Annotated in this window: 15 protein-coding genes; 6 read left to right on the top strand and 9 right to left on the bottom strand. The window is 40.2% G+C overall.

Annotation, left to right across the window (positions count from 1 at the left end):
* Positions 1-89 precede the first annotated feature (89 nt).
* Positions 90-1,025 (top strand): isoaspartyl peptidase/L-asparaginase family protein, encoded by a 936-nt coding sequence (locus EZJ28_RS13200; protein WP_131398646.1) that lies wholly within the window; start codon positions 90-92, stop codon positions 1,023-1,025.
* On the opposite strand, the gene EZJ28_RS13195 is transcribed toward EZJ28_RS13200, so the two are convergent.
* The gene (locus tag EZJ28_RS13195) at positions 1,013-1,885 is read right to left on the bottom strand and encodes a cyanophycinase (RefSeq protein WP_131398644.1); all 873 of its coding nucleotides are present in this window, start codon (positions 1,883-1,885) and stop codon (positions 1,013-1,015) included. The two genes, EZJ28_RS13200 and EZJ28_RS13195, sit on opposite strands and share 13 nt — an antisense overlap.
* 89 nt (positions 1,886-1,974) lie before the next feature.
* Here EZJ28_RS13195 and cphA point away from each other — a divergent pair, with 89 nt between their 5' ends.
* Positions 1,975-4,629 carry a cyanophycin synthetase gene (gene cphA / locus EZJ28_RS13190; protein ID WP_131398642.1) on the top strand — a complete coding sequence of 885 codons (2,655 nt, stop codon included), beginning with the start codon at positions 1,975-1,977 and terminating at the stop codon, positions 4,627-4,629.
* Between the two features lie 235 nt (positions 4,630-4,864).
* Positions 4,865-6,250 (top strand): FAD-binding oxidoreductase, encoded by a 1,386-nt coding sequence (locus EZJ28_RS13185; protein WP_207388467.1) that lies wholly within the window; start codon positions 4,865-4,867, stop codon positions 6,248-6,250.
* Between the two features lie 136 nt (positions 6,251-6,386).
* Here the strand turns inward: EZJ28_RS13185 and EZJ28_RS13180 are convergent, their stop codons facing one another.
* From EZJ28_RS13180 to EZJ28_RS13160, 5 genes are all read right to left on the bottom strand, one after another.
* Positions 6,387-8,933 (bottom strand): M14 metallopeptidase family protein, encoded by a 2,547-nt coding sequence (locus EZJ28_RS13180; protein ID WP_131398638.1) that lies wholly within the window; start codon positions 8,931-8,933, stop codon positions 6,387-6,389.
* A gap of 42 nt (positions 8,934-8,975) precedes the next feature.
* On the bottom strand, positions 8,976-9,635 hold the full coding sequence (locus tag EZJ28_RS13175; protein ID WP_207388466.1) for a hemolysin III family protein: 660 nt from the start codon (positions 9,633-9,635) through the stop codon (positions 8,976-8,978).
* Between the two features lie 106 nt (positions 9,636-9,741).
* Positions 9,742-10,851 (bottom strand): sensor histidine kinase, encoded by a 1,110-nt coding sequence (locus EZJ28_RS13170; protein WP_131398636.1) that lies wholly within the window; start codon positions 10,849-10,851, stop codon positions 9,742-9,744.
* Positions 10,852-11,616, bottom strand: a complete 765-nt coding sequence (locus EZJ28_RS13165) for a LytTR family DNA-binding domain-containing protein (RefSeq protein ID WP_131398634.1) — start codon at positions 11,614-11,616, stop codon at positions 10,852-10,854.
* Between the two features lie 182 nt (positions 11,617-11,798).
* On the bottom strand, positions 11,799-12,356 hold the full coding sequence (locus EZJ28_RS13160; RefSeq protein ID WP_131398633.1) for a hypothetical protein: 558 nt from the start codon (positions 12,354-12,356) through the stop codon (positions 11,799-11,801).
* Positions 12,357-12,684: 328 nt separating this feature from the next.
* On the opposite strand from EZJ28_RS13160, the gene EZJ28_RS13155 reads away from it, so the two are divergent.
* Positions 12,685-14,055, top strand: a complete 1,371-nt coding sequence (locus tag EZJ28_RS13155) for a short-chain fatty acid transporter (RefSeq protein WP_131398631.1) — start codon at positions 12,685-12,687, stop codon at positions 14,053-14,055.
* A 27-nt stretch (positions 14,056-14,082) separates the two neighbouring features.
* Here the strand turns inward: EZJ28_RS13155 and EZJ28_RS16050 are convergent, their stop codons facing one another.
* From EZJ28_RS16050 to serA, 3 genes are all read right to left on the bottom strand, one after another.
* Entirely contained in the window at positions 14,083-14,238 is a 156-nt protein-coding gene (locus tag EZJ28_RS16050) for a hypothetical protein (protein ID WP_165499083.1), read from the bottom strand.
* A 373-nt stretch (positions 14,239-14,611) separates the two neighbouring features.
* The gene (locus tag EZJ28_RS13150) at positions 14,612-16,195 is read right to left on the bottom strand and encodes an NADP-dependent glyceraldehyde-3-phosphate dehydrogenase (protein WP_131398628.1); all 1,584 of its coding nucleotides are present in this window, start codon (positions 16,193-16,195) and stop codon (positions 14,612-14,614) included.
* 92 nt (positions 16,196-16,287) lie between these two features.
* On the bottom strand, positions 16,288-18,180 hold the full coding sequence (gene serA / locus EZJ28_RS13145; protein WP_131398626.1) for a phosphoglycerate dehydrogenase: 1,893 nt from the start codon (positions 18,178-18,180) through the stop codon (positions 16,288-16,290).
* 320 nt (positions 18,181-18,500) lie between these two features.
* Between serA and EZJ28_RS13140 the strand changes: the two genes are divergently transcribed.
* Both EZJ28_RS13140 and EZJ28_RS13135 read left to right on the top strand, forming a co-directional pair.
* Complete coding sequence (locus EZJ28_RS13140) at positions 18,501-19,190, top strand: TetR/AcrR family transcriptional regulator (RefSeq protein ID WP_131398624.1); 690 nt, start codon at positions 18,501-18,503, stop codon at positions 19,188-19,190.
* Positions 19,180-20,844, top strand: coding sequence for a peptidase domain-containing ABC transporter (locus EZJ28_RS13135; protein ID WP_131398622.1), 1,665 nt, complete (start codon positions 19,180-19,182; stop codon positions 20,842-20,844). The genes EZJ28_RS13140 and EZJ28_RS13135 overlap by 11 nt, the downstream gene beginning before the upstream one ends.
* Positions 20,845-20,847 lie beyond the last annotated feature (3 nt).

Genomic DNA, 20,847 nt, shown 5'->3' with positions numbered 1-20,847 from the left:
TAAAAAATTTCAAAAAGACCAGAATTCATTACAATCCATTATCCAAATTTTCCTATCTTAATTACTGTATATTCGATACAATGAAAATTATGAATTCACCGGTTTCCATAGCCATCCACGGGGGCGCAGGTACACTTATCAAAGGTAAAATGACTCCTGAAAAAGAAAAGTCTTACCGGGAGACCCTCCAACTGGCGCTTGATGAAGGATTCAGTATTTTGAAAAAGAACGGGTCTGCTCTCGATGCGGTGGAAAAAGCGGTCATTGTTCTTGAGGATTCTCCACTTTTTAATGCTGGAAAAGGCAGTGTCTTTACCGCTGATGGAACACATGAGATGGATGCTGCCATTATGGAAGGAAAAGATCTTAAAGCCGGCTCGGTAAGTCTGGTCACAAGGATCAAAAACCCTGTGTCCCTTGCTCGTGTGATTATGGAAAAAAGTCCGCATGTCTTACTGGCGGGCCAGGGAGCTATGGATTTTGCCAAACTTCACGGTTTTCAGCTTGAAAATGAAGATTATTTCTATGATGAATTCCGCTATCAGCAATGGCAGAAAATTAAGGACAGTGATCATTTTCAGCTGGACCATAGTGATAGGAAAGATTCAAAATTCGGAACTGTGGGGGCGGTGGCATGTGACGCAAACAGAAATATAGCGGCTGCTACATCTACCGGAGGAATGACCAATAAAAACTGGGGGCGTATTGGTGACAGCCCGTTAATAGGTATAGGAAATTATGCCAATAATGAAACCTGTGCAGTAAGCTGTACTGGAAGTGGAGAGTTTTTTATCAGGGGTGTTGTAGCCTATGATCTTTCCTGTTTAATAGAATATAAAAAACTTCCTCTAAAAGAAGCGGCAGATGAAGTTATATTTAAAAGACTTCCAAAACTAAAAGGAGATGGAGGACTTATAGCAGTTGATCGCTCCGGCAATATCACTATGCCTTTTAATACGGAAGGTATGTATCGCGGTATGAGAAATTCAAATGGAGAAAATAAGATAGCTATCTATGAGGACTGATGACCCTGAAATGGAGTCTCTACATGAAGTATCTTTACCTGATGTTTTTCTATATTGAACATATCCCCCTGTGCTAAAATATGTGTCTTTAGGTTTGTAACGGACATCAGCTCGCCTTCTTTCACATATCTTTCAGTATTGTGCTCAAGTTCTCCCGGATCAAAAATAATTACCATACCCGTTCCCACGATTTCAACTGTATTACATTCCTTAATAACCAGCCCGGTATCTTCCGCCAGGCCAATTCCGATTAACTGAGGAAACCTTGCCACTGCCTCAGCCAGTCTTCCAAAACGTCCCCTTCGGATAAAATGGGAGTCTATAACCACATGAGGAAGGAACCCCATGCCTTTGCTCATTCCCACAGCTCCTTTTACGAAGGCTTCCTTATGTCTCCCCCCTATTATCATCTCTTCACTCATACACATTGCTCCTGCGCTGGTACCGGCAATCACCAGGGAACTATTCTGATACCTGTCCACCATTATTTCATGGAGCTTTGTGTCTTTGATCTTGCTAGTGATCTCAGACTGATTCCCACCCGAGAACATGATACAGTCGGCCCTGGACACCAGGTCAATGTTCTCCTCCAATTCTGTATCGACTCTATTTCTTATATCGGCCACACGAATATTACGGCATCCCAGTTTTCCAAAGGCATCGATATAGCTCTGACTAACCTCAGCGGGAATACTTGACGCCGTTGGAATCACTACGATAAGTGAATCTGTGCCACCACTTTCAAATACGACTCGGGAAAGTATACCCCTTTCAATATGTTCAGTATGAAATTTCTCGTTAGTGCGAATCCCTTTATTTTCATTCCCTCCGATAGGAATTAATGTTCCTTTAGATTTCATTAACGTAACTTTTAGAATACTAAAATACAGTTGTTGGCCGAAATAGTCTAATTTTATTTAAATCATTATAAGTCAATTGACTACACCCTATGAGAATCAAGGAAATCACCGCCACGCGTGGGCCTAATTACTGGTCTGTAAGGCGTCACAGACTCATTATCATGGTTCTGGATCTGGAAGAAATGGAGCATTACCCATCCAATGAAATTGAAGGGTTTAATGGCCGCCTAAAAAAATTACTTCCGGGTCTCGTGGAACATCAGTGTTCGGTGGGAAAATATGGAGGTTTTTTCATACGACTGGAAAAAGGTACCTGGATGGGGCACGTTATAGAGCATATTGCGCTGGAGATCCAGTCTATGGCAGGAATGGACACTTCATTTGGCCGTACCCGGGGTTATGGTGAAAAAGGAGTATATCATGTTGTTTTTGAATATACTGATGAAAACGCAGGAAGGTATGCGGCCCGTGCTGCTGTAGAAATTTGTGAGGCACTTATTAACGGTGAAACCTACGATCTGGATAATGACATTCAGATATTAAAAGAGCATAACAAAAATGGTAAATTAGGTCCAAGTACAGAATCTATAATAAAGGAAGCAGAATGCAGAGGAATTCCCTGGTTCAGGTTGAATGAAGGCTCCCTTTGCCAGTTAGGCTATGGATCAAATCAACAAAGAATACAGGCTACAATAACCGGCAGAACCAGTAATATAGGAGTAGATATCGCCTGCGATAAAGAAGAAACCAAACGGCTGCTAAAAGAAGCATCTATAAAAGTACCCTATGGCAAGACTATTGCCAAACTTTCAGAATTACAGGAAGCCTGTGAAGAAATCGGTTATCCGGTAGCCATCAAACCCATCAATGGCAATCATGGGCGGGGAATAACCTCAAATGTTCAGAATTTGGAACAGGCAACCGAAGCTTTCTCTCTGGCCAAAAAGATATCAGAAGACATTATCATTGAAAGTCATATAGATGGGGCAGATTTCCGTCTACTTGTTATAAATTATAAATATGTCGCGGCCGCAAAGCGCAAGCCTGCCCAGATTACCGGCAACGGCAATTCCTCAATAGCTGAGCTTATAAGGCTTACCAATAGCGATCCCAGGCGTGGCGACGGGCATGATAACGTACTGACCAGAATTGAGTTAGATAATAACAGTCTTCAACTTATAAAGAAGAAAGGCTATAATCTACATTCGGTATTACCTGCCGGAGAGAACCTTATATTAAAAGACACCGCAAACCTGAGTACAGGTGGTACTGCCGAAGATGTTACCGAGATTTTACACCCCTCTATAATATCTCAGGCTGAAAGGATCGCTAAACTGATTGATCTCGATATTTGCGGGATAGATGTTATTACCAGTGACATAAGTAAACCCATTGAAGAAACCGGAGGCGCAGTGATCGAGGTAAATGCCGGCCCGGGTTTCAGGATGCACCTGGCTCCTACCCTGGGCATTGCCCGGAATGTAGCGGCCCCGGTAATAGATTCTCTTTTTCCCGATAAGAAAAATGGAAGGATTCCCTTAATTGCAGTCACAGGCACAAACGGAAAAACTACCACTACCAGGCTTATAGCTCATATTGCAAAACAGGCCGGAAAACGGGTGGGTTATACTACAACAGACGGGGTCTATATTCAGGACAACCTGGTAATGAAAGGTGATTGCACAGGTCCCGCCAGCACTAAACTTGTTCTGAAAGATCCAGGAGTTGATTTTGCCGTGCTGGAATGTGCACGAGGGGGACTGCTGCGAGCAGGCTTGGCTTTTGATTACTGTGACATTGGAATAGTAACTAATGTGGAAGGAGATCATCTTGGTCTTGATGGCATACATACACAGGAACAACTGGCACGGGTAAAATCGGTAATCCCGGAAACCGTAAAAGTTGATGGCTATTCAATCCTTAACGCCGATGATGATCTGGTTTATGAAATGAGAAAACATTTAAAATCAAAGATCGCCCTGTTCTCAATGGACGAAAACAATCCCAGGATAAAAAGTTTTCAGCTTGAAGGAGGCATTACTTCTGTTTATGAAAATGGCTACGTAAGCCTTACAAGTGGTCCATGGAAAACCCGGGTGATGAAAGCGGCAGATATTCCATTAAGCATTAATGGCAAGGCCCGTTTCATGATCCAGAATATCCTTACAGCCATAATCGCCGCTCAGATAAGCGGGTTTGATATTGAAGATATCCGAAAAGGTCTGCAAAGCTTCCTTCCTTCCGATACTCAAACCCCCGGAAGACTGAATATGTTCCGTTTCAAAAATTTCACATTTATGCTCGACTATGCTCATAACCCAACGGGAATGCGGGCCCTCCAAAGTCTTACCAATTCCCTGGATTATAAGTACAAAGTAGGTATCATAGCGGGCATTGGAGACAGACTGGATAGCGATACCGAAAAAATAGGGATGATTGCCTCTGAAATGTTTGATGAGATCATTATTAGGAATGACCGCGACCTTAGAGGAAAATCAGCTGAATATCTAACTACTTTATTGAAGAACGGGATCAACAAAGTAGATCCGGGCAAACTTGTAAGCCAGGCAGGATCGGAGCCGGAATCCATAAAATATGCTATACGCAATGCCCGAAAGGATTCCCTGATCGTTCTTTGTAGCGATGATATAAACGACTCCCTAAGCCTATTAAGACAACTAAAACAGAAAGATGAAAAAGGAGAATTGAAATTTGAAAATTCATTCTGGCTTAACACTCTTTAAATGGTACTTGTTTTGACAATAACCTGGAATACAGGAATTTAAAATAATTTTATTGTATTATCATAGTCTTTCATTTTTTAAATATGCTTATATTGCATAGCTTTTCTCTCTCTCAGTAAAAGCCAGAGATTGATTAACTCCCCCCAACTTTTCGGTTCATGCAGCTCCACTACTCCTGCACGTATTTTTTAGGCTATGGATAATGTTCAAATCATTTATCTATAAATCCATAATCATGAGTACAGTAAAATTAGAACCTTCATTGGTTGAAGAATTAAGGAACAGTCTCCGGGGTGAATTGATCCTGGAAGGAGACGTGAACTATGAAGATTCACGTAAGGTCTTTAATGCAATGATCAGTAAAAAGCCAGCCATGATCGCGAAATGCGTTGATGTAGCCGATGTGATCACTGCAGTAAATTTTGGAAGAGAAAATAATATGTTGACTGCCGTACGCGGTGGCGGGCACAATGGGGGTGGTCTTGGAATCTGCGATGAAGGCCTTGTGATCGACCTTTCTAGAATAAAATACGTACGGGTGAATACATCTAATAACACTGTAAGAGTTGGCGGCGGTAATCTTTGGGGAGAAGTGGACCACGCTACACATGCCTACGGACTTGCCGTTCCTGCCGGTATAATTTCCACTACCGGTGTGGGAGGTCTTACCCTTGGAGGAGGCGTAGGACACCTCTCGCGTAAATTTGGGCTCACAATAGATAATCTGCTGGAGGTTGATATGGTACTGGCAGATGGAAGTGTGGTGACAGCCAATAAAGACCAGAATGCAGATCTCTTCTGGGCTGTGCGTGGAGGAGGCGGTAACTTTGGAATTGTTACTTCCTTCCTTTTCCAGGGACATGAATTGAAAACTGTTATTGGTGGGCCTACTCTGTGGCCAATAGAAAAAACAGAAGAGATCATGAAATGGTATCACAGCTTCATACATCACGCACCTGAAGATCTTAACGGCTTTATTGCTACAATGGTGATACCAGGGCCGCCATTCCCTGAAGAACTTCATGGAAAAAAATTCTGCGCGATCGTTTGGTGTTATACCGGCAACCCTGATGAGTTTGATGAATTATTTGAGCCTGTAAGGGATCTGAAACCTGTATTTGAACACGTTGGTGAGATGCCATATCCAGTAATTCAGACGTTATTCGACGGGTTATTACCACCGGGCTTCCAATGGTACTGGCGTGGTGATTTCTTTAGCGAGATCCCGCCCGAAGCTTCCAAACAACATTTCAAATTCGGATCTATGATCCCTACACCTCTATCGCAGATGCATCTATATCCCATATCTGGGGCGGCTGCCAGGGTAGGATCTGACGAAACTGCCTGGGCATATCGCGATGCAAAGTATGCAGGTGTATTTGTAGGGATAGACCCAGATCCTGCAAAAGCAATGGAGATCACCAACTGGTGCAAAGACTACTGGAATGCACTGCATCCATTTTCAATGGGAGGCTCTTACTCCAATTTTATGATGGAAGAAGGCCAGGAACGAGTTAAAGCTTCTTTCAGGAATAATTATGAAAAACTTCAAATGATAAAAGCGAAATACGATCCCGAAAATTTCTTCAGGGTAAACCAGAACATTGAGCCTAAATCCTGAGAAGTTTTATTACTACTGTCCTTTCAGAATAGATTTTTTCTAATCTGAAAGGACAAATTTCACCCTACTATAATAACCTATCTTTCAATTAGTTTCCCAATACATAAACATGAAAAAGTTTCAACGCTCGAAGCTATCAGAAGATCAGAGAGCCAAAAAATACGGCATTCACAAATAACTTATGGGTTTCCAGCATCATCGCTCTAAAATTTGGATTATCACTGAACATGACCACACTTCCCCTACCCTTTTGCCGGGCTAGAATAGCGGCAGAACCCTTTATAAGTTCAAGATTATCAGAATGTATATACCCGCTCAGATAAGGGGCCCTGGTAAATACAGCCACTTTGTTGAAGGGGTCTTTCCCAGGCTTGAGAAAGACCGTACTGTTCTTATATATAGAAAGCTGTCTATCCTCATATCCAAATCCAATTGGATGAGTGATGTCAAGATCTGCCTTATAGAAAGATCCTCCAATGGCTCGGGAACCGTAATAATTATCAGATCTGGCGTAATTAATTCTAAGAAGACTGTCTTTCTCTTGTTCCTGTTTCCTTAATTCTATCTCTACAAGCTCTTTATTTATCACCCACTCACTTGCCGTACGCTGTGTTATAAGAGTTCCACCATTGTTTACCCAGCTTTTAATCCTTTCGGGGTCAAGATCTTCGTAATTTCCCGAAACCATTATTAAAACATCATAATCTTTGAGTGGCAATCTTTTAAAATCGCTCTTATCTACTTTTGTGATAGGCATTTTCAAATAGGTATCTGCCATGAACCATATTTCTCCCGCTTCATAACCACTTGTTCCCTCTCCTGTAAGCATCACAACCCTGGGAAGTTCCACATTTTTAAACTCGGGACTACCAAGGTCAATACCAAATTGACTTCTTCCAGAGACAACCGGGTCTATTCTTAGCTCAACTTTCTGGGATGCTTCCATAATCAGATCATATAACTCCTCTGATTCCATCGATTGATCTACAACCGGAATCATCAGGCTTCCGTAGCCAAATTCTTTTCTTTCTTTTCCAGTTTGAATGGAAAAAGGTTTAAAAGCAGTTTTCACGTTTACTTCGTTTTTCAGGAGGAAGTATAAGGCGGCCGGTGCCCCAAATTGAGACCAATCTATTATGTAAGCATATTTTGATTGTGAAGGGATTTTAATATCAGGTTTTATATCCTCTGGTTTAATCCGGGAACCGGGCTCAAACTTTGCCGACGATATTTCGGTATTATCAATTCCATATGCCAAAGCCATTGACCAGGCAGAAGTATCATAGAAAACACTATCTGTAAAAGTGGTTACATTATCAAATATGGATTTTACCATCAGGTTCTGCACCTGTCCCTCGGGTACAGCATATGCAGAACCCGGCTTATATATTTTATTTTCCGCTTTAATCTCCTCTTCAATATTATAAACCTCAATTTGATGATCCAGCAATAAACGGGTAAACATATGGGTCACATCAGGATCATTCTCATTACCGTATATGTGAACCTTCCTTTCTTTGAGTCCTTTCTCTCGAATATCACTAAAAAACTTACGCTGCCACTTGAGCAGCATCGCCTTGTTTTCAACGCAGGCCTCTATGGTAGCCAGACTGGTACGGAGATGGTTTCTTATAGAAAATGGAAATGTTATATTCTCTGTTCCGGTTCTCTGAACATGGCCACGGGAACTTGCCTGCTCATACACAATGCCCAATGCTCCATGAAGGTCGGGGTAAGTGGAGCCATAACCGGGGTATGAATTATCGAATCTTTCACCTGTAAAATATAACGAACCGATCTCATCCAGAGATTCCTGATGATATTTCGCGAAAATACTGTTTAAGGTATCATAATTAAACCTGGGTACGATAGGGTTTTCTGAACCATACTTCTTAGTAGGTTCAAAAAAGTAAGTGCTTGATGAACCCATTTCATGATAATCGGTCACCATATTTGGTAACCATTTATGGTAAAAAGCCACACGGTTCTTACTTTCAACCTGCGTAAGAGGAAGCCAGTCCCGATTGAGATCAAACCAGTAATGGTTTGTTCTCCCTGATGGCCAGGATTCATTATGCTCCCTGTCCCATGGATCCGATACTGGAGGATTTCCTTTATTGCTATTCACCCAGGTTGTATGCCGATCCCGGCCATCCGGATTTAAAGCAGGCTCTATATGAAATACCGCATTCTTGAGATAATCATTAAGCTTTGGGTCTATTGCTGCTAACAAATAATAGGCCACCAGCATGGACACCTCGGTACTCGAAGGTTCATTCCCATGTACATTATAACCAAGATGAACAATCACCGGCATATTTTCTACATCACCTTCGGGTTGTTCCGGATTAGCATGTGCAAGGTGTTCAGTACGGATTTTTTCAAGATTAGAAAGATTCTCTTCAGAAGTAATCGTAAGTATAATCTGGGGTCTTTTTTCGTGAGTATATCCAATGGTTTGTATTTGTGCTTTAGGCGATACCTCGGCTAGTCTTTCCATATAACTAACCATTCTCGCATGCCTGGTATGCCACTCACCAATTTCATAACCAAGAAATTCGGCAGGACTGGGAATACTCTCATCGAAGGTCATTCCCTCGGGAAAATAATAGTCAGCCTGCGGTTGTACAGAGCATGGAAGTAAAATAAAGAAAAGGCCAAATAAAAAATAATAGGGTTTCATATAACTTAATTTCTATGAATATTAAAGATAGAAATTTAAGGTTCATATACTATCGGGTAGAACATAAAAATAGATGGAGATAAAATGGCTGAAGGTTCCCAGAAGAACAAAAATATGGAAGATCGCATGGTTATAAGGAATTCTGTGTTGCATGAAGAGAATCGCCCCTACGGTATAAGATATCCCTCCGCCAAACAACCACCAGAGGCCCGGGCCTGAAAAATTATCAATAAGAGGTTTTATTGCTAATACAATGATCCAGCCCATCACTACATACATGATGGTGGAAAGTAACTGGTACCTGCCGGTATAGAAAAGCTTTAGGATAACCCCCGTGAGGGCCATTCCCCAAATCACCCCAAATATGGTCCAGCCAAGGGGACCTTGAAGCGTAACCAGTGCAAAAGGAGTGTAGGTTCCCGCGATGAGTATATAAATGGAAGCATGATCCATGATATTAAGTCTCATCCTTAAGCGATGTGTTTTTGCACTATGATAAAAAGTGGAAGCCGCATATAACAATACCATGCTCCCACCAAAGATGGTGAAACTTACCAAATGCTGAGTTTCACCCAGTTGGTTGGCCCTTAGAATAAGCAAAACAAGAGCAAGAATACTCAAACCGAAACCAATGCCATGGGAAATGACATTAAGTTTTTCTTCTATAGGATGATAATATTTTGGCTTTTTGAATTTACGCATTTGAAAGGATACTGATGATTAATATAAATTAAAATCCCTTATTTCAAAAGGGATAATCTGAGCTTTTTTTAAAAAGGATGCCGAAGGTAGTATGACATGAAAATATCTATTCAGGAATTTTAATGATGGTTTCTACTCCACCGCCATCGGCCTTATTCCTGATTTCAAAGAAATAGTTATCCTGGTAAAGATTCTTCAATCTGTCATTAATATTGGTAAGTCCCACTCCCTTCTTCATAAGTTCTGCATGGGTCTGAGAAATGGGTGCCCCGTCATTTTCCACTTTTATCACCAGTTTATTATCTTCATTATAAACTGAAATCCTAATAGTAAGATCGGTATGATCATACGAATAACCATGCTTTATGGAGTTCTCAATTAAAGGCTGTAAAAGTAAGGCCGGCACTCTTTTTACCAGTAAGGAATCGTCTATTTCTTTAATAATATTAAGATGGTCTGAAAATCTTACGTTAACGATATTCAGATAATATTCCAGTATCCGCAATTCCTCATCAAGGCTAATCCTACTACTATCGCTATTATAAAGAATTTCCCGAAGAAAATCACTCAGATCGGCAATAGTGTCCTTTGCCTTCGTTGCATCTATATCGGTTAGAACTGCAATAGAGTTTAGAGTATTGAATAAAAAATGTGGCTGCAATTGGGACGAAAGCATTTTCATCCTGGTATTCACCAGCTGGGATTCAAGCTTTGAATGTCTTTTTTCGGCTTCCTTGACCTGTCTAAGATAATAGTAAGTATAGATTATGAACACCATTGCAAAATAGATGAGAAAATTCAGGTCTATTACGTAGATAAAGGCATTTATACTTTTGCGCAGGTCAAATTCGGCCAGGGAAATCCTGCCCACAATTATTGAGTAGAAATCAAAGATGAACCTGATGATCAATCCAATAAGAATGGAAAAAATGGTATGTATGGAAATGATCTTAACCCAGGAATAATTTCGGTTAAGGAACCTCTTGGTACTTATGGCGATTAGAGTCATATAGCTCACCACAATTATATAATCAAAAAGCAGGTTCTGAACTAAAAACTCTCCCCAGGTAAAATAATCATGAGTATCTTCAGGCATATAATGCCTCATATACGCCACTTTAACGATGAGGACGATATCGAACATAAGATAAAAACCGGCCAGAAGAAGAACCAGCTTAAGATCTATATATTTTCTTTTTAAAGTAGAAAGGCTCATTTAAATACCTATTTTTTCCAGGAAATCCTTTTTATGGGACTTACTCACGCGAAGCAGTTTCCCATCGGTCATTTTCGCATCTATTTCAGAATATTCTGAATGTATAATTTCTTCCACAAAATTCATATTAACAATAGTAGACCGGTGTATCCGTACAAAGATATTCTCATCCAGAATCTCTTCCAGATTATTAAGGGATTCCCTCAACACATATTTCTTTGATTTCACGTATAATTCAGCATAATAGCCTGAAGCAAGTATATATAGGATGTCTCTGGGGTCTACTAAAGCCGTTTTATTTCCCTGCTTTACCGGGATCTTGGATACCGAATTCAACTGGAGACCTCCCATTGAATACTGATGAAAAAATTCCACCATCCGTTTCTCGAAATTGGAATTGGCTTCGGTTTGTGTTGTTTTCAGCACTTTATTGATGGTTTTAAAAAATCTGTCATCTTTAAAGGGTTTGAGGAGAAAATCAAATGCTTCAACATCAAAAGCCTTCAGTGCATAATTGTCATAAGCGGTGACAAATATCACTATAGGCTTGGGAGATATCTCCACATTCTTTAACACCTCAAAACCATTCATATCCTTCATATTGATATCCAGAAAAATGAGGTCTGGCTTATCGGTATTTATCCTTTGTATGGCTGTTTTTCCGTTTGAGCATTCCCCCAGAACCTCTATTTCTTCAATTTCATCCAGCAGGTTTAAAACCCTTCTACGTGCAAGTTCCTCGTCATCTATAACAAGTGCTTTCATAGTTATAAAAAGTAGTTAATTACTGCAATTTAAAACTATTTAAGCACAAGCATTAACTTTTTTAGTAGTGTCGAGCTTTTAACTGCTTTTAATCTTCAATATTTTTTGTAAAGCTTTATCCAAAAAGGCCATCAGAATTTAAAATTCCGATAGCCTTGCTAAATTCAAATTATAGTTTTAAACTATTCTTTGCTGGCAACACTTGTGTGGCCTATAGACCTTGGATCCAGCTTAATTGTTTGGGATCGACTACCATTTTCCAATTTAATTTTATAGTATTCCTTTTTCAGCAAATCTCCCCTTCCTGAGGCTACATACTTATTTTCGGTCATGGTCCATCCTTTATTTGCCAGGTACAGGTCCCTGCGCACATCCAGTGGCAACACAACATTTTTAAATTTCTGATAGGTTCTTACAATTTCACCTGTACGGTTGAAATCTGCTTTAAGAAAACCCTGTCCGCTTTTGAAAGTTAAATGATAAGAATTGTAATCACGGTCTCCATAAGTAGCGATGAAATTCTTGATGTCGAAATTGGATTTCATAAAGGCAATTGGATCTTTAACAAATTCTCCTGCATATGATTCATTTACGGTATAGGTGAAACTATCTCCGTCTTCGCTAATCTCAACATCCAGAGGTGCAAATCCAACTTTTGCTTCTTCAAGTTCTGTGATCTTTTGTGCATGACCTAAAGAGGTCGCAACGATAAATAATAAAGAAAAAATTAATGTTTTCATGATGAATGATTTTTTAAATGAATAATTTTTTTGATGTAAATCAGTTGATTCCTGATGATTATGAAGCTAATTTACATCGAAGGCTACCTTATTATATAGATAAGATGTCAGTAGCTTATTAAAATATAATCAGCTATATAAAACCAGATCTGAAATTAAAAAGGCAGAGATTATCGCACTTAGTAAAAGATTTCTGAAGTTCACTGCAGTTAAATGGATTTTCATATACTATTTCAGGACATTCACCACAAAGCCTGATAATCAGGCTCCGTACACCATCTATAGCTGAATTGTTTTATTTTAAAAATATTTCAGGATATTTGAGTACATGAATATTTCCCAACATATTGAACAGGTTTTCAAGAAACTCATTCCATCTCCTTTTACCCTTGCAGTTCTGCTTAGTTTTCTCACGATCTTGATCGCTTTCATTTTTACCGGTGACAAAAGTGGAACTTCAGTTTTAAATATTTTAAGCTATTGGCAGGAAGGTATGTGGAATCCACCGTTGCTGGTTTTTGCAGTTCAGATGATGCTGATCCTGGTGCTTGGGCATGTACTGGTACTTAGCAGACCGGTAGCCTGGCTCACACGAAAACTAACAAATATTGTGAATGGCAATACCTCTGCGGTAATTACCGTTTCGGTTTCTACCATGCTGGTTGCATTTTTTAACTGGGGGCTCGGACTAATCTTTGGAGCTATCATGGCCAGAAAGGTAGGAGAAGCCGCTCGTGATCGAAATTTTGAAATCAATTACCCGTTAGTTGGAGCTGCTGGATACGTGGGCCTTATGGTATGGCATGGAGGTATAAGTGGAAGTGCTCCATTAAAGGCTTCGGAAAGCGGACATCTGAGCAGTCTTTTTTCAGAAGGTGTCCGCGCAACGGTTTTGAATAGCCTGCCGGATACAGTACCTACCTCAACTACTATCTTCGCGGGATGGAATCTGCTACTTTTTATTATTTTATTAATACTCGTCCCGGGTCTTTTATGGTTAATATCGCGCAAAACTGCTACCTCCCGGATAGATCTGCCCCGTGACAAACAACCAGGTAAAAACATTCTGATAGAAGGAGCAGAAAGAATGGATCATTCCATTTGGTTGAAAGCCATATTCGGTATGCTACTTATGGCAGCCTTTTTTGCCAGTTATTCCGGTGATCTTTTAAAAGGTAATCTTACTCCTAATATGCTGAATTTTTTCATGCTGGCATTGTGTATTCTCTTACATTCATCCTTTGTTTCCTTTTTAAATGCGCTTGATGAGGCCATTGGTGGCGCTGCGGCTATACTTATTCAGTTTCCGCTGTATTTTGGAATAATGGGAATCATGAAAGAAACCGGCCTGGTAGGAGATATTGCCCAATTCTTTTCCTCGATGGCTACCGATGTGAGTCTACCCGTCTTTACTTTTTTCAGTGCTGCGCTGGTAAACATCTTTGTGCCCAGTGGCGGCGGACAATGGGCCATTCAGGGTCCTATAGTTCTGGAAAGTGCCTTAAACCTTGGAGTTCCCCTTAATAAAGCTATCATGGCATTTGCCTACGGAGATCAGATTACCAATATGCTTCAGCCTTTCTGGGCACTTCCCCTGCTGGCGATTACGCGTTTAAAGGCGAGGGAAATATTGCCCTATACATTACTTATAATGTTACTGGGAATAATTGTGTATATAAGCGGATTATTGCTAATATGAATGGGCGAGCCGTAAAGGTCAAAAAAATTATTTCTTCTGACTGTTTTTTATCAGGGCGATATCACGGTTATGCTGCCTGATGATCTTCTCTTGCCTGGCATTATCACGCTTTAAAAGAAACAGAATTACGCCACCAATAAAAATAAATGCGCCTACAAGAATATAAAATGAAATAAGGTTCATAAACTTTATAAAATGCTAAAAAGAGTAGGGGGAGCACTAAGATAAATCGATAACTGAAGTGAAAAGAATCGAAACCCGTTAATTAAGAAATAATTAACATTTACGGATACTGCCTAAACAAAGAATCAGGAATCCCCAAATTCCTGATTCTTTGAAATAGTACTTCAATCTAAAGCATTTAAAAAAGGGTAACCAAAATATTTAAACCATTTTCCAGTTACCCTTCGAAATTATCGTCTATTTCACCGATAATTACATAGTAAATGTAGTTTAAAAAAGGCTTATCTAAAGTTAACTCAAAGCCAATTTTATCCCAACAAAAAGCTAAAAAGCAGGTAATAAAACTTGCTAAGTATTGCGTGGAGCTTCCAGCTTATAATATATAATCTGTACTCACGAAATTGGAACTTTTACTGTCCAGTAGCTTTCTTAGAATCTCATTATTATAAGCCTTATCCTTACTAGCCACGAAGGTTCTAATAGAGAAAGAACGCAATGCGTCATGTACGCTTAAAGTACCAACCGCCGAATCCTTTCTTCCGGTAAATGGAAAAACATCCGGGCCTCGCTGACAGGAACTGTTAAGGTTTACCCTGCACACCAGATTCACCAGCGTATCAATAAGCGGCGCGATTCTGTCTATTCCTGTTCCGAAAAGACTTACCTGCTGCCCATAGTTAGAATCGGCAATCTCGTCCAGAAGTCTCTCTATAGAATTGAAAGGCTTTATGGGAATAACAGGTCCAAACTGCTCTTCTTTGTATACTCTCATATCTTCCGACACAGGATACAGCACAGCAGGAAAAATGTAATTTTCTGAAGTGGCTCCTCCCCTTTCATTAATTATGCTCGCTCCTTTTTCTACAGCATCATCTATAAGTTCCTGGATATATTCCGGCTTCCCTGGTTCAGGCAGTGGCGTAAGCATTACGTGGTCTACCCAGGGGTTTCCAAATTTGAGCTCATCCACTCTCCTGGCAAATCGTTTGTTGAATTCTTCCTTTACCTCCTCATGCACATATAAGATCTTTAAAGCCGTGCAGCGCTGACCGTTAAACGACAATGTTCCGGAGATACATTCTTCCACCGCCAGATCAAGATCGGCATCAGGTAGAATAATTCCGGGATTCTTGGCTTCGAGACCCAATACTAGCCTTAGTCTGTTCTTGTACGGATGTTGATCCTGCAAAGCGATGGCCGATTTGCTGTTCCCAATAAGCGCCAGAACATCTATTCTTCCAGTTTGCATGATAGGTGCAGCCACTTCTCTACCCCTTCCATAGATTACATTCACTACCCCCTTAGGAAAGGATTTCTGAAATGCCTCAAGTAAAGGAGAAAGTAATAATACTCCATGTTTAGCCGGTTTAAAGACCACAGTATTTCCCATAATTATGGCCGGAATAAGCAAAGCGAAGGTCTCGTTAAGCGGGTAGTTATAGGGACCGAGGCAAAGCACCACTCCAAGCGGCCCTCGACGAATATGAGCATATACTCCATCCTTTTCCGTGAATTTAGCGCTATCCCGATCCAACTGCTTATAATCTTCTATGGTATCCTGGATATACTCTACTGTACGGTCAAATTCCTTTCGTGAGTCAGGCAGAGATTTACCAATTTCCCACATCAGGTATTTTACCACCTGCTCCCTTTGGGTCTTCATTTGCTCCACGAAGTTTTCCATACATAATACCCTATCTGCCACTTTCATGGTAGGCCATTTCCCCTGTCCCTTGCCATAGGCATCACAGGCCGACTCAAGCACTTCCACTGCCGAATCCTTATCCATATGTGGAACGGTACCTAATAAAGTAGGTTCATACTCATCTTTTGAAGAGATCGTAGAATAGACCTCATCTGTCTTTCCATTCCATTTTATGAGTTCCCCGTTAGAAAGATAAGTTTCCTGATGCAGTTGCTCGGTTATTCTATATTCTTCAGGTATATGTATATCCATGATTCAAGTCTTTTTTAGTGTTAGAGGTTTAAAATCTGAGGTTCAATATATCATTCAATGCAGTCTAATTTCTAATGACTAACGACTACAATCTAATACAATACCCTGAACCTGATGGTTCCCTGTATGCCTTTCAGTTCTCTTATCACTTCATTATCATATTCCTTGTCAATATCAGTGATTACGTACCCTATGGTTTCATTGGTCTTAAGATATTGCCCTACAATATTGATATCGTGCGCAGCAAGTATCCTGTTTATATGAGCAATGATTCCGGGTTGGTTATGGTGAATATGAATAAGCCTGTGTGCATTCTCAAGGATAGGTAGTTGCAGGTTAGGGAAATTCACCGAATTAGTGGTACTTCCCGTATTGATATACTCAATGATCTTTCCTGGTACAAAATTTCCAATGTTTTCCTGAGCCTCTTCAGTACTCCCACCAATATGCGGAGTAAGGATCAGGTTGGGCAGACCTCTTAAGGTGGATTCAAATTCTTCCTGGTTGGTCTTTGGTTCTTTAGGGAACACATCCACCCCGGCTCCTTTTATTCTGCCAGATTCCATATGTTTTCTAAGTGCATCCACATTCACAACCTGGCCGCGGGCAAGATTAAGGAATATAGAACCTTCTTTCATCCAGCTGAATTCCTTATCTCCTATCATATTCTTATTTTCCTTGCGTCCATCCACATGCAGGGTCACGATGTCCACTTTTTCGAAAAGCTCCTTAAGACTGTTACATTTGGTGGCATTTCCCATGGCCAGCTTTTCAACGAGGTCATAATAATATACATCAAAGCCAATGGCTTCTGCAACCACTGATAGCTGTGCTCCAATATTTCCATAACCTACAATCCCGAGCTTTTTACCCCTGATCTCGTAACTCCCGCTTGCAGACTTGTTCCATTCCCCGCGATGCATCTCGGCAATACGATCGGGAAGGTTTCTCATAAGCAGAATAATCTCTCCTATGGCCAGTTCTACCACAGACCTGGTATTACTAAAAGGAGCATTAAACACCGCTACTCCTTTCTTAAGGCAGGCTTCCAGATCTATCTGGTTGGTCCCTATACAAAAAGCACCCACACCTATAAGGCGGTTGGCATTCTCAAGAACTTTAGCGGTAAGGTTTGTTTTAGACCTGATCCCAAGAATAGAAACATCCTTAATCTTTTCGGCCAGCTCATCTTCATCAAGAGCTCCGGAAATTGTGGTCACATTATAACCTTCATTCTTCATTATATTAACGGCATCTGTATGCACATTTTCAAGTAAAAGGACCTTAATACGATTTTTAGGATAAGAGATGGCTTTGTTCATTTTATGAAGATATAGGAATTCGTCAAGACTAGGAGTGATATGATCGGCTTTGTCAAGGATCTTATCTCGCTCAACATTTTCAGTGAATGCATAGAACTTATTGGCAAGACCCGCAGCTTTGATCTCATAATCGTTATAGCCGTCGCCAATAACATAAACATCGCCTTTAAGGTCAAGTTGCTTAAGCAGTTCTACTTTTCCGTTATTTTTAGAAAGAACATTAGATTTATCAAATCCTGTGATATTTCCTTCCTTATTAAATTCAAAGGTATTTGCATATACATTTTCCGGTTTCACACCCATATCACTTACAATGGGTACGATCACTTCTTTAAAACCACTGGAAATAATGTAGATATGATCCTGGTACTCCTTAAAGAATTCCTCGTTGCGCACAAAAGATACCGACACCCTGTCCCGAAGCATTTCCACCAGTTTGGGAAGGGAATCCTTATGGGCTTCAAGAATATCCAGCCTTTTTTCCAGGGATTCCCTGAAAGCCAGTTCTCCCGCCATGGCCTGATCTGTAAGTTCCTTAAGTTCCTGTAATTTCTGTGGTTTTTTGGGGTGATTGGCAAGTGATAGTTCACCAAGTACATCCAGGGCTTCCACCTGGGTGAACGTACTATCAAAATCTATCACGAAATAGCGATTGTTCTCCATACCTTTTTATAATTCCGAATTGTAATTAATTCGTAAAACTAAGTCTTTTTGAAGCATTTAAAAACAGGAGAAATCAGGAAACTCAACCTCAATTATGATTTCGGCAATTTTAGAACATTTAGATTTTAAAATTGAAAAATTAAGCTCAGTTTCCGGGTTTTTATTGAATGAATTGCAGGAAATTGACAAAATAAATTTTGAAAAAAAGTATGAATGCTTGAGATTCTCTTGCTTAGCTGCATCAACAAAGGTTAAAATAATAGTAATACTATTATTTTTAAAACTTTTACTATTATTTTTGCGTGATTAAGTTTCATAGTATGGAATACATATTAAAGGATATAAAAATTGGAGTAAATAATAAGATCTACCTTAAAGATCCGGAGTCGACTCCTCTTGGTAAAAGAATAGTGCAGGATGGCATAAGACTTATCAGTGAATCGGGATTTGAGAACTTTACTTTCAGGAAACTGGGGAAACGTATCAAATCCAATGAAAGCTCTATTTACCGCTATTTTGAGAACAAGCATAAGTTCCTAGTATACCTTACCTCATGGTACTGGGGCTGGAAAGAATATCAGCTGGTATTTGCTACCAACAGTATTGAGAATACTGAAAATAAATTACTTACAGCCATAGAGATACTTACCAAACCCGTGGAACGGGATTCAACCTTTGGTCATATAGATGAAGTAGCTCTAAACCAGATCATCATCAACGAATCCTCAAAGTCTTTTCTTACCAAAGAAGTAGATGCCGAGAACAAAGATGGTTACTTTCTTATCTATAAGAGACTTGTAGGTAGATTATCGGAAATGATCAAAGCTGTGGATCCTGGATATAAATTTCCAAAAAGTCTTGCCAGTATGGTAATTGAAGGTTCGCTTCATCAATATTTTTTAATAGATCATTTTACATCGATCACCGATTGTAATGAGAAAGTATTACCGCCAGATTACTTCAAGAACCTGGTACAAAACGTCCTTAAAATTGAAAATAATGGCCGATAACAAACTATCAACCTGGCAACGTTTCCTGGGACTTCTCAAACTTGAGAAAAAAGACTTTTTGCAGATAGTCTACTATGCGATCTTCGCGGGTCTGGTGAACCTTTCTGTGCCATTGGGAATTCAGGCCATCGTTAACCTTATTCAGGGTGCGCGCATAAGCACCTCATGGATAGTTTTAGTGAGTCTGGTAACGCTGGGCGTCGCATTTGTGGGAATACTACAATTAATGCAGATACGTATTCTGGAGAACATTCAGCAAAAGATATTCACCCGTGCCTCTTTCGAATTTGCCTACAGGTTCCCGAAAATAAAGATGAGTGAACTACACAACTTTTATCCACCGGAGTTGGCTAACAGATTTTTTGATGTATTAAGTATTCAGAAAGGGATCTCCAAACTTGTGCTGGATTTTCCTGCTGCAATTTTCCAGATCATTTTTGGACTTATCCTGCTCTCACTCTACCATCCGTTCTTTATTTTTTACGGACTTCTTCTAATAGTTCTCATCTACCTGGTATTCAGGTATACCGGGAAGGCGGGGCTCCACACCAGTATGAAGGAGTCAAAGATCAAGTATAAGATCGCTCACTGGCTTCAGGAAGTAGCTCGCACGCTTATCAGCTTCAAAATATCGGGAAAAACAAACCTGGCGGTAAATAAAAATGATAAGCTGGTAAGCAGTTATCTGGACGCAAGGGAAAGCCATTTCAGGATTCTTAGACTCCAGTTTATTCAGATGATAGGTTTTAAGGTGCTTATAACTGCCGGATTACTCATTATTGGAGGCATCCTTGTCCTGAATGAGCAAATGAACATAGGCCAGTTTGTGGCTGCCGAGATCATTATCCTTCTTATCATAAGCAGTGTGGAAAAAATGATCATAGGCCTGGAAAATCTTTATGATATGCTTACATCTCTGGAGAAACTGGGAGAAGTAGTGGACAAGAAACTGGAACCTGTTGATGGGGATACGAGTTTTGCTGATAATGCTAAACTGGAAATAGAACTTAAAAATGTAGGTTTTGTGGCCAATGATGGCACTGAGATCCTAAAAAATATCAATCTGCAAATAAGTCCTGGAGACAGGATCATCCTGGAAGGCCCCAATGGAGCAGGAAAATCAACCCTGTTGAAGATCATTGCCGGATTGATGGAACCTACTTCCGGAAAGATATATGTAAATGGGATTTCTCTGCAAAATATCAATCTGAATTATTATCGCTCACTCATAGGCCAATCGCTTACCGAGGAATCTCCCTTTGAGGGAAGTCTTTTGGAGAATTTAAGTTTCGGAGACCAGAATATTCCGCAGAAAGACATTTTTGAAGTATTGAAGAATACCGGTTTGACAAATTTTGTAAGACAACAACCTAAGGGACTGGACGCTCTTATCTTTCCGGAAGGCCGCCAGCTTGCTTATACCGTGGCTAAAAAGATCGTACTGGCCAGAAGCATTGTAAAGAAACCTCAGCTCCTGGTGCTTAACGAACCCCTGGATCAGATAGACAAGGAAGAAGCTGCTTCTATCATGAACTTTCTGTTCGCTGAAACGAACCCCTGGGCAATCATTGTTATAAGCCAGGATAGGGAATGGAGAAAATACTGTAACCGAAGGATAAGAATCAGCAATGGTGAAATTCAAAACAACCCTTAAGCG

It is taken from the genome of Gramella sp. KN1008, from assembly GCF_004332155.1.
GTDB lineage: Bacteria > Bacteroidota > Bacteroidia > Flavobacteriales > Flavobacteriaceae > Christiangramia.
This window is presented reverse-complemented; position numbering and strand designations above follow the sequence as displayed.

Coding starts and splice junctions, on each gene's coding strand:
- EZJ28_RS16050 (WP_165499083.1), bottom strand. CDS start 14,238: ATGAACCTTATTTCATTTTATATTCTTGTAGGCGCATTTATTTTTATT.
- EZJ28_RS13135 (WP_131398622.1), top strand. CDS start 19,180: ATGGCCGATAACAAACTATCAACCTGGCAACGTTTCCTGGGACTTCTC.
- EZJ28_RS13180 (WP_131398638.1), bottom strand. CDS start 8,933: ATGAAACCCTATTATTTTTTATTTGGCCTTTTCTTTATTTTACTTCCA.
- EZJ28_RS13170 (WP_131398636.1), bottom strand. CDS start 10,851: ATGAGCCTTTCTACTTTAAAAAGAAAATATATAGATCTTAAGCTGGTT.
- EZJ28_RS13140 (WP_131398624.1), top strand. CDS start 18,501: ATGGAATACATATTAAAGGATATAAAAATTGGAGTAAATAATAAGATC.
- EZJ28_RS13200 (WP_131398646.1), top strand. CDS start 90: ATGAATTCACCGGTTTCCATAGCCATCCACGGGGGCGCAGGTACACTT.
- cphA (WP_131398642.1), top strand. CDS start 1,975: ATGAGAATCAAGGAAATCACCGCCACGCGTGGGCCTAATTACTGGTCT.
- EZJ28_RS13185 (WP_207388467.1), top strand. CDS start 4,865: ATGAGTACAGTAAAATTAGAACCTTCATTGGTTGAAGAATTAAGGAAC.
- EZJ28_RS13195 (WP_131398644.1), bottom strand. CDS start 1,885: ATGAAATCTAAAGGAACATTAATTCCTATCGGAGGGAATGAAAATAAA.
- EZJ28_RS13175 (WP_207388466.1), bottom strand. CDS start 9,635: ATGCGTAAATTCAAAAAGCCAAAATATTATCATCCTATAGAAGAAAAA.
- EZJ28_RS13165 (WP_131398634.1), bottom strand. CDS start 11,616: ATGAAAGCACTTGTTATAGATGACGAGGAACTTGCACGTAGAAGGGTT.
- serA (WP_131398626.1), bottom strand. CDS start 18,180: ATGGAGAACAATCGCTATTTCGTGATAGATTTTGATAGTACGTTCACC.
- EZJ28_RS13150 (WP_131398628.1), bottom strand. CDS start 16,195: ATGGATATACATATACCTGAAGAATATAGAATAACCGAGCAACTGCAT.
- EZJ28_RS13155 (WP_131398631.1), top strand. CDS start 12,685: ATGAATATTTCCCAACATATTGAACAGGTTTTCAAGAAACTCATTCCA.
- EZJ28_RS13160 (WP_131398633.1), bottom strand. CDS start 12,356: ATGAAAACATTAATTTTTTCTTTATTATTTATCGTTGCGACCTCTTTA.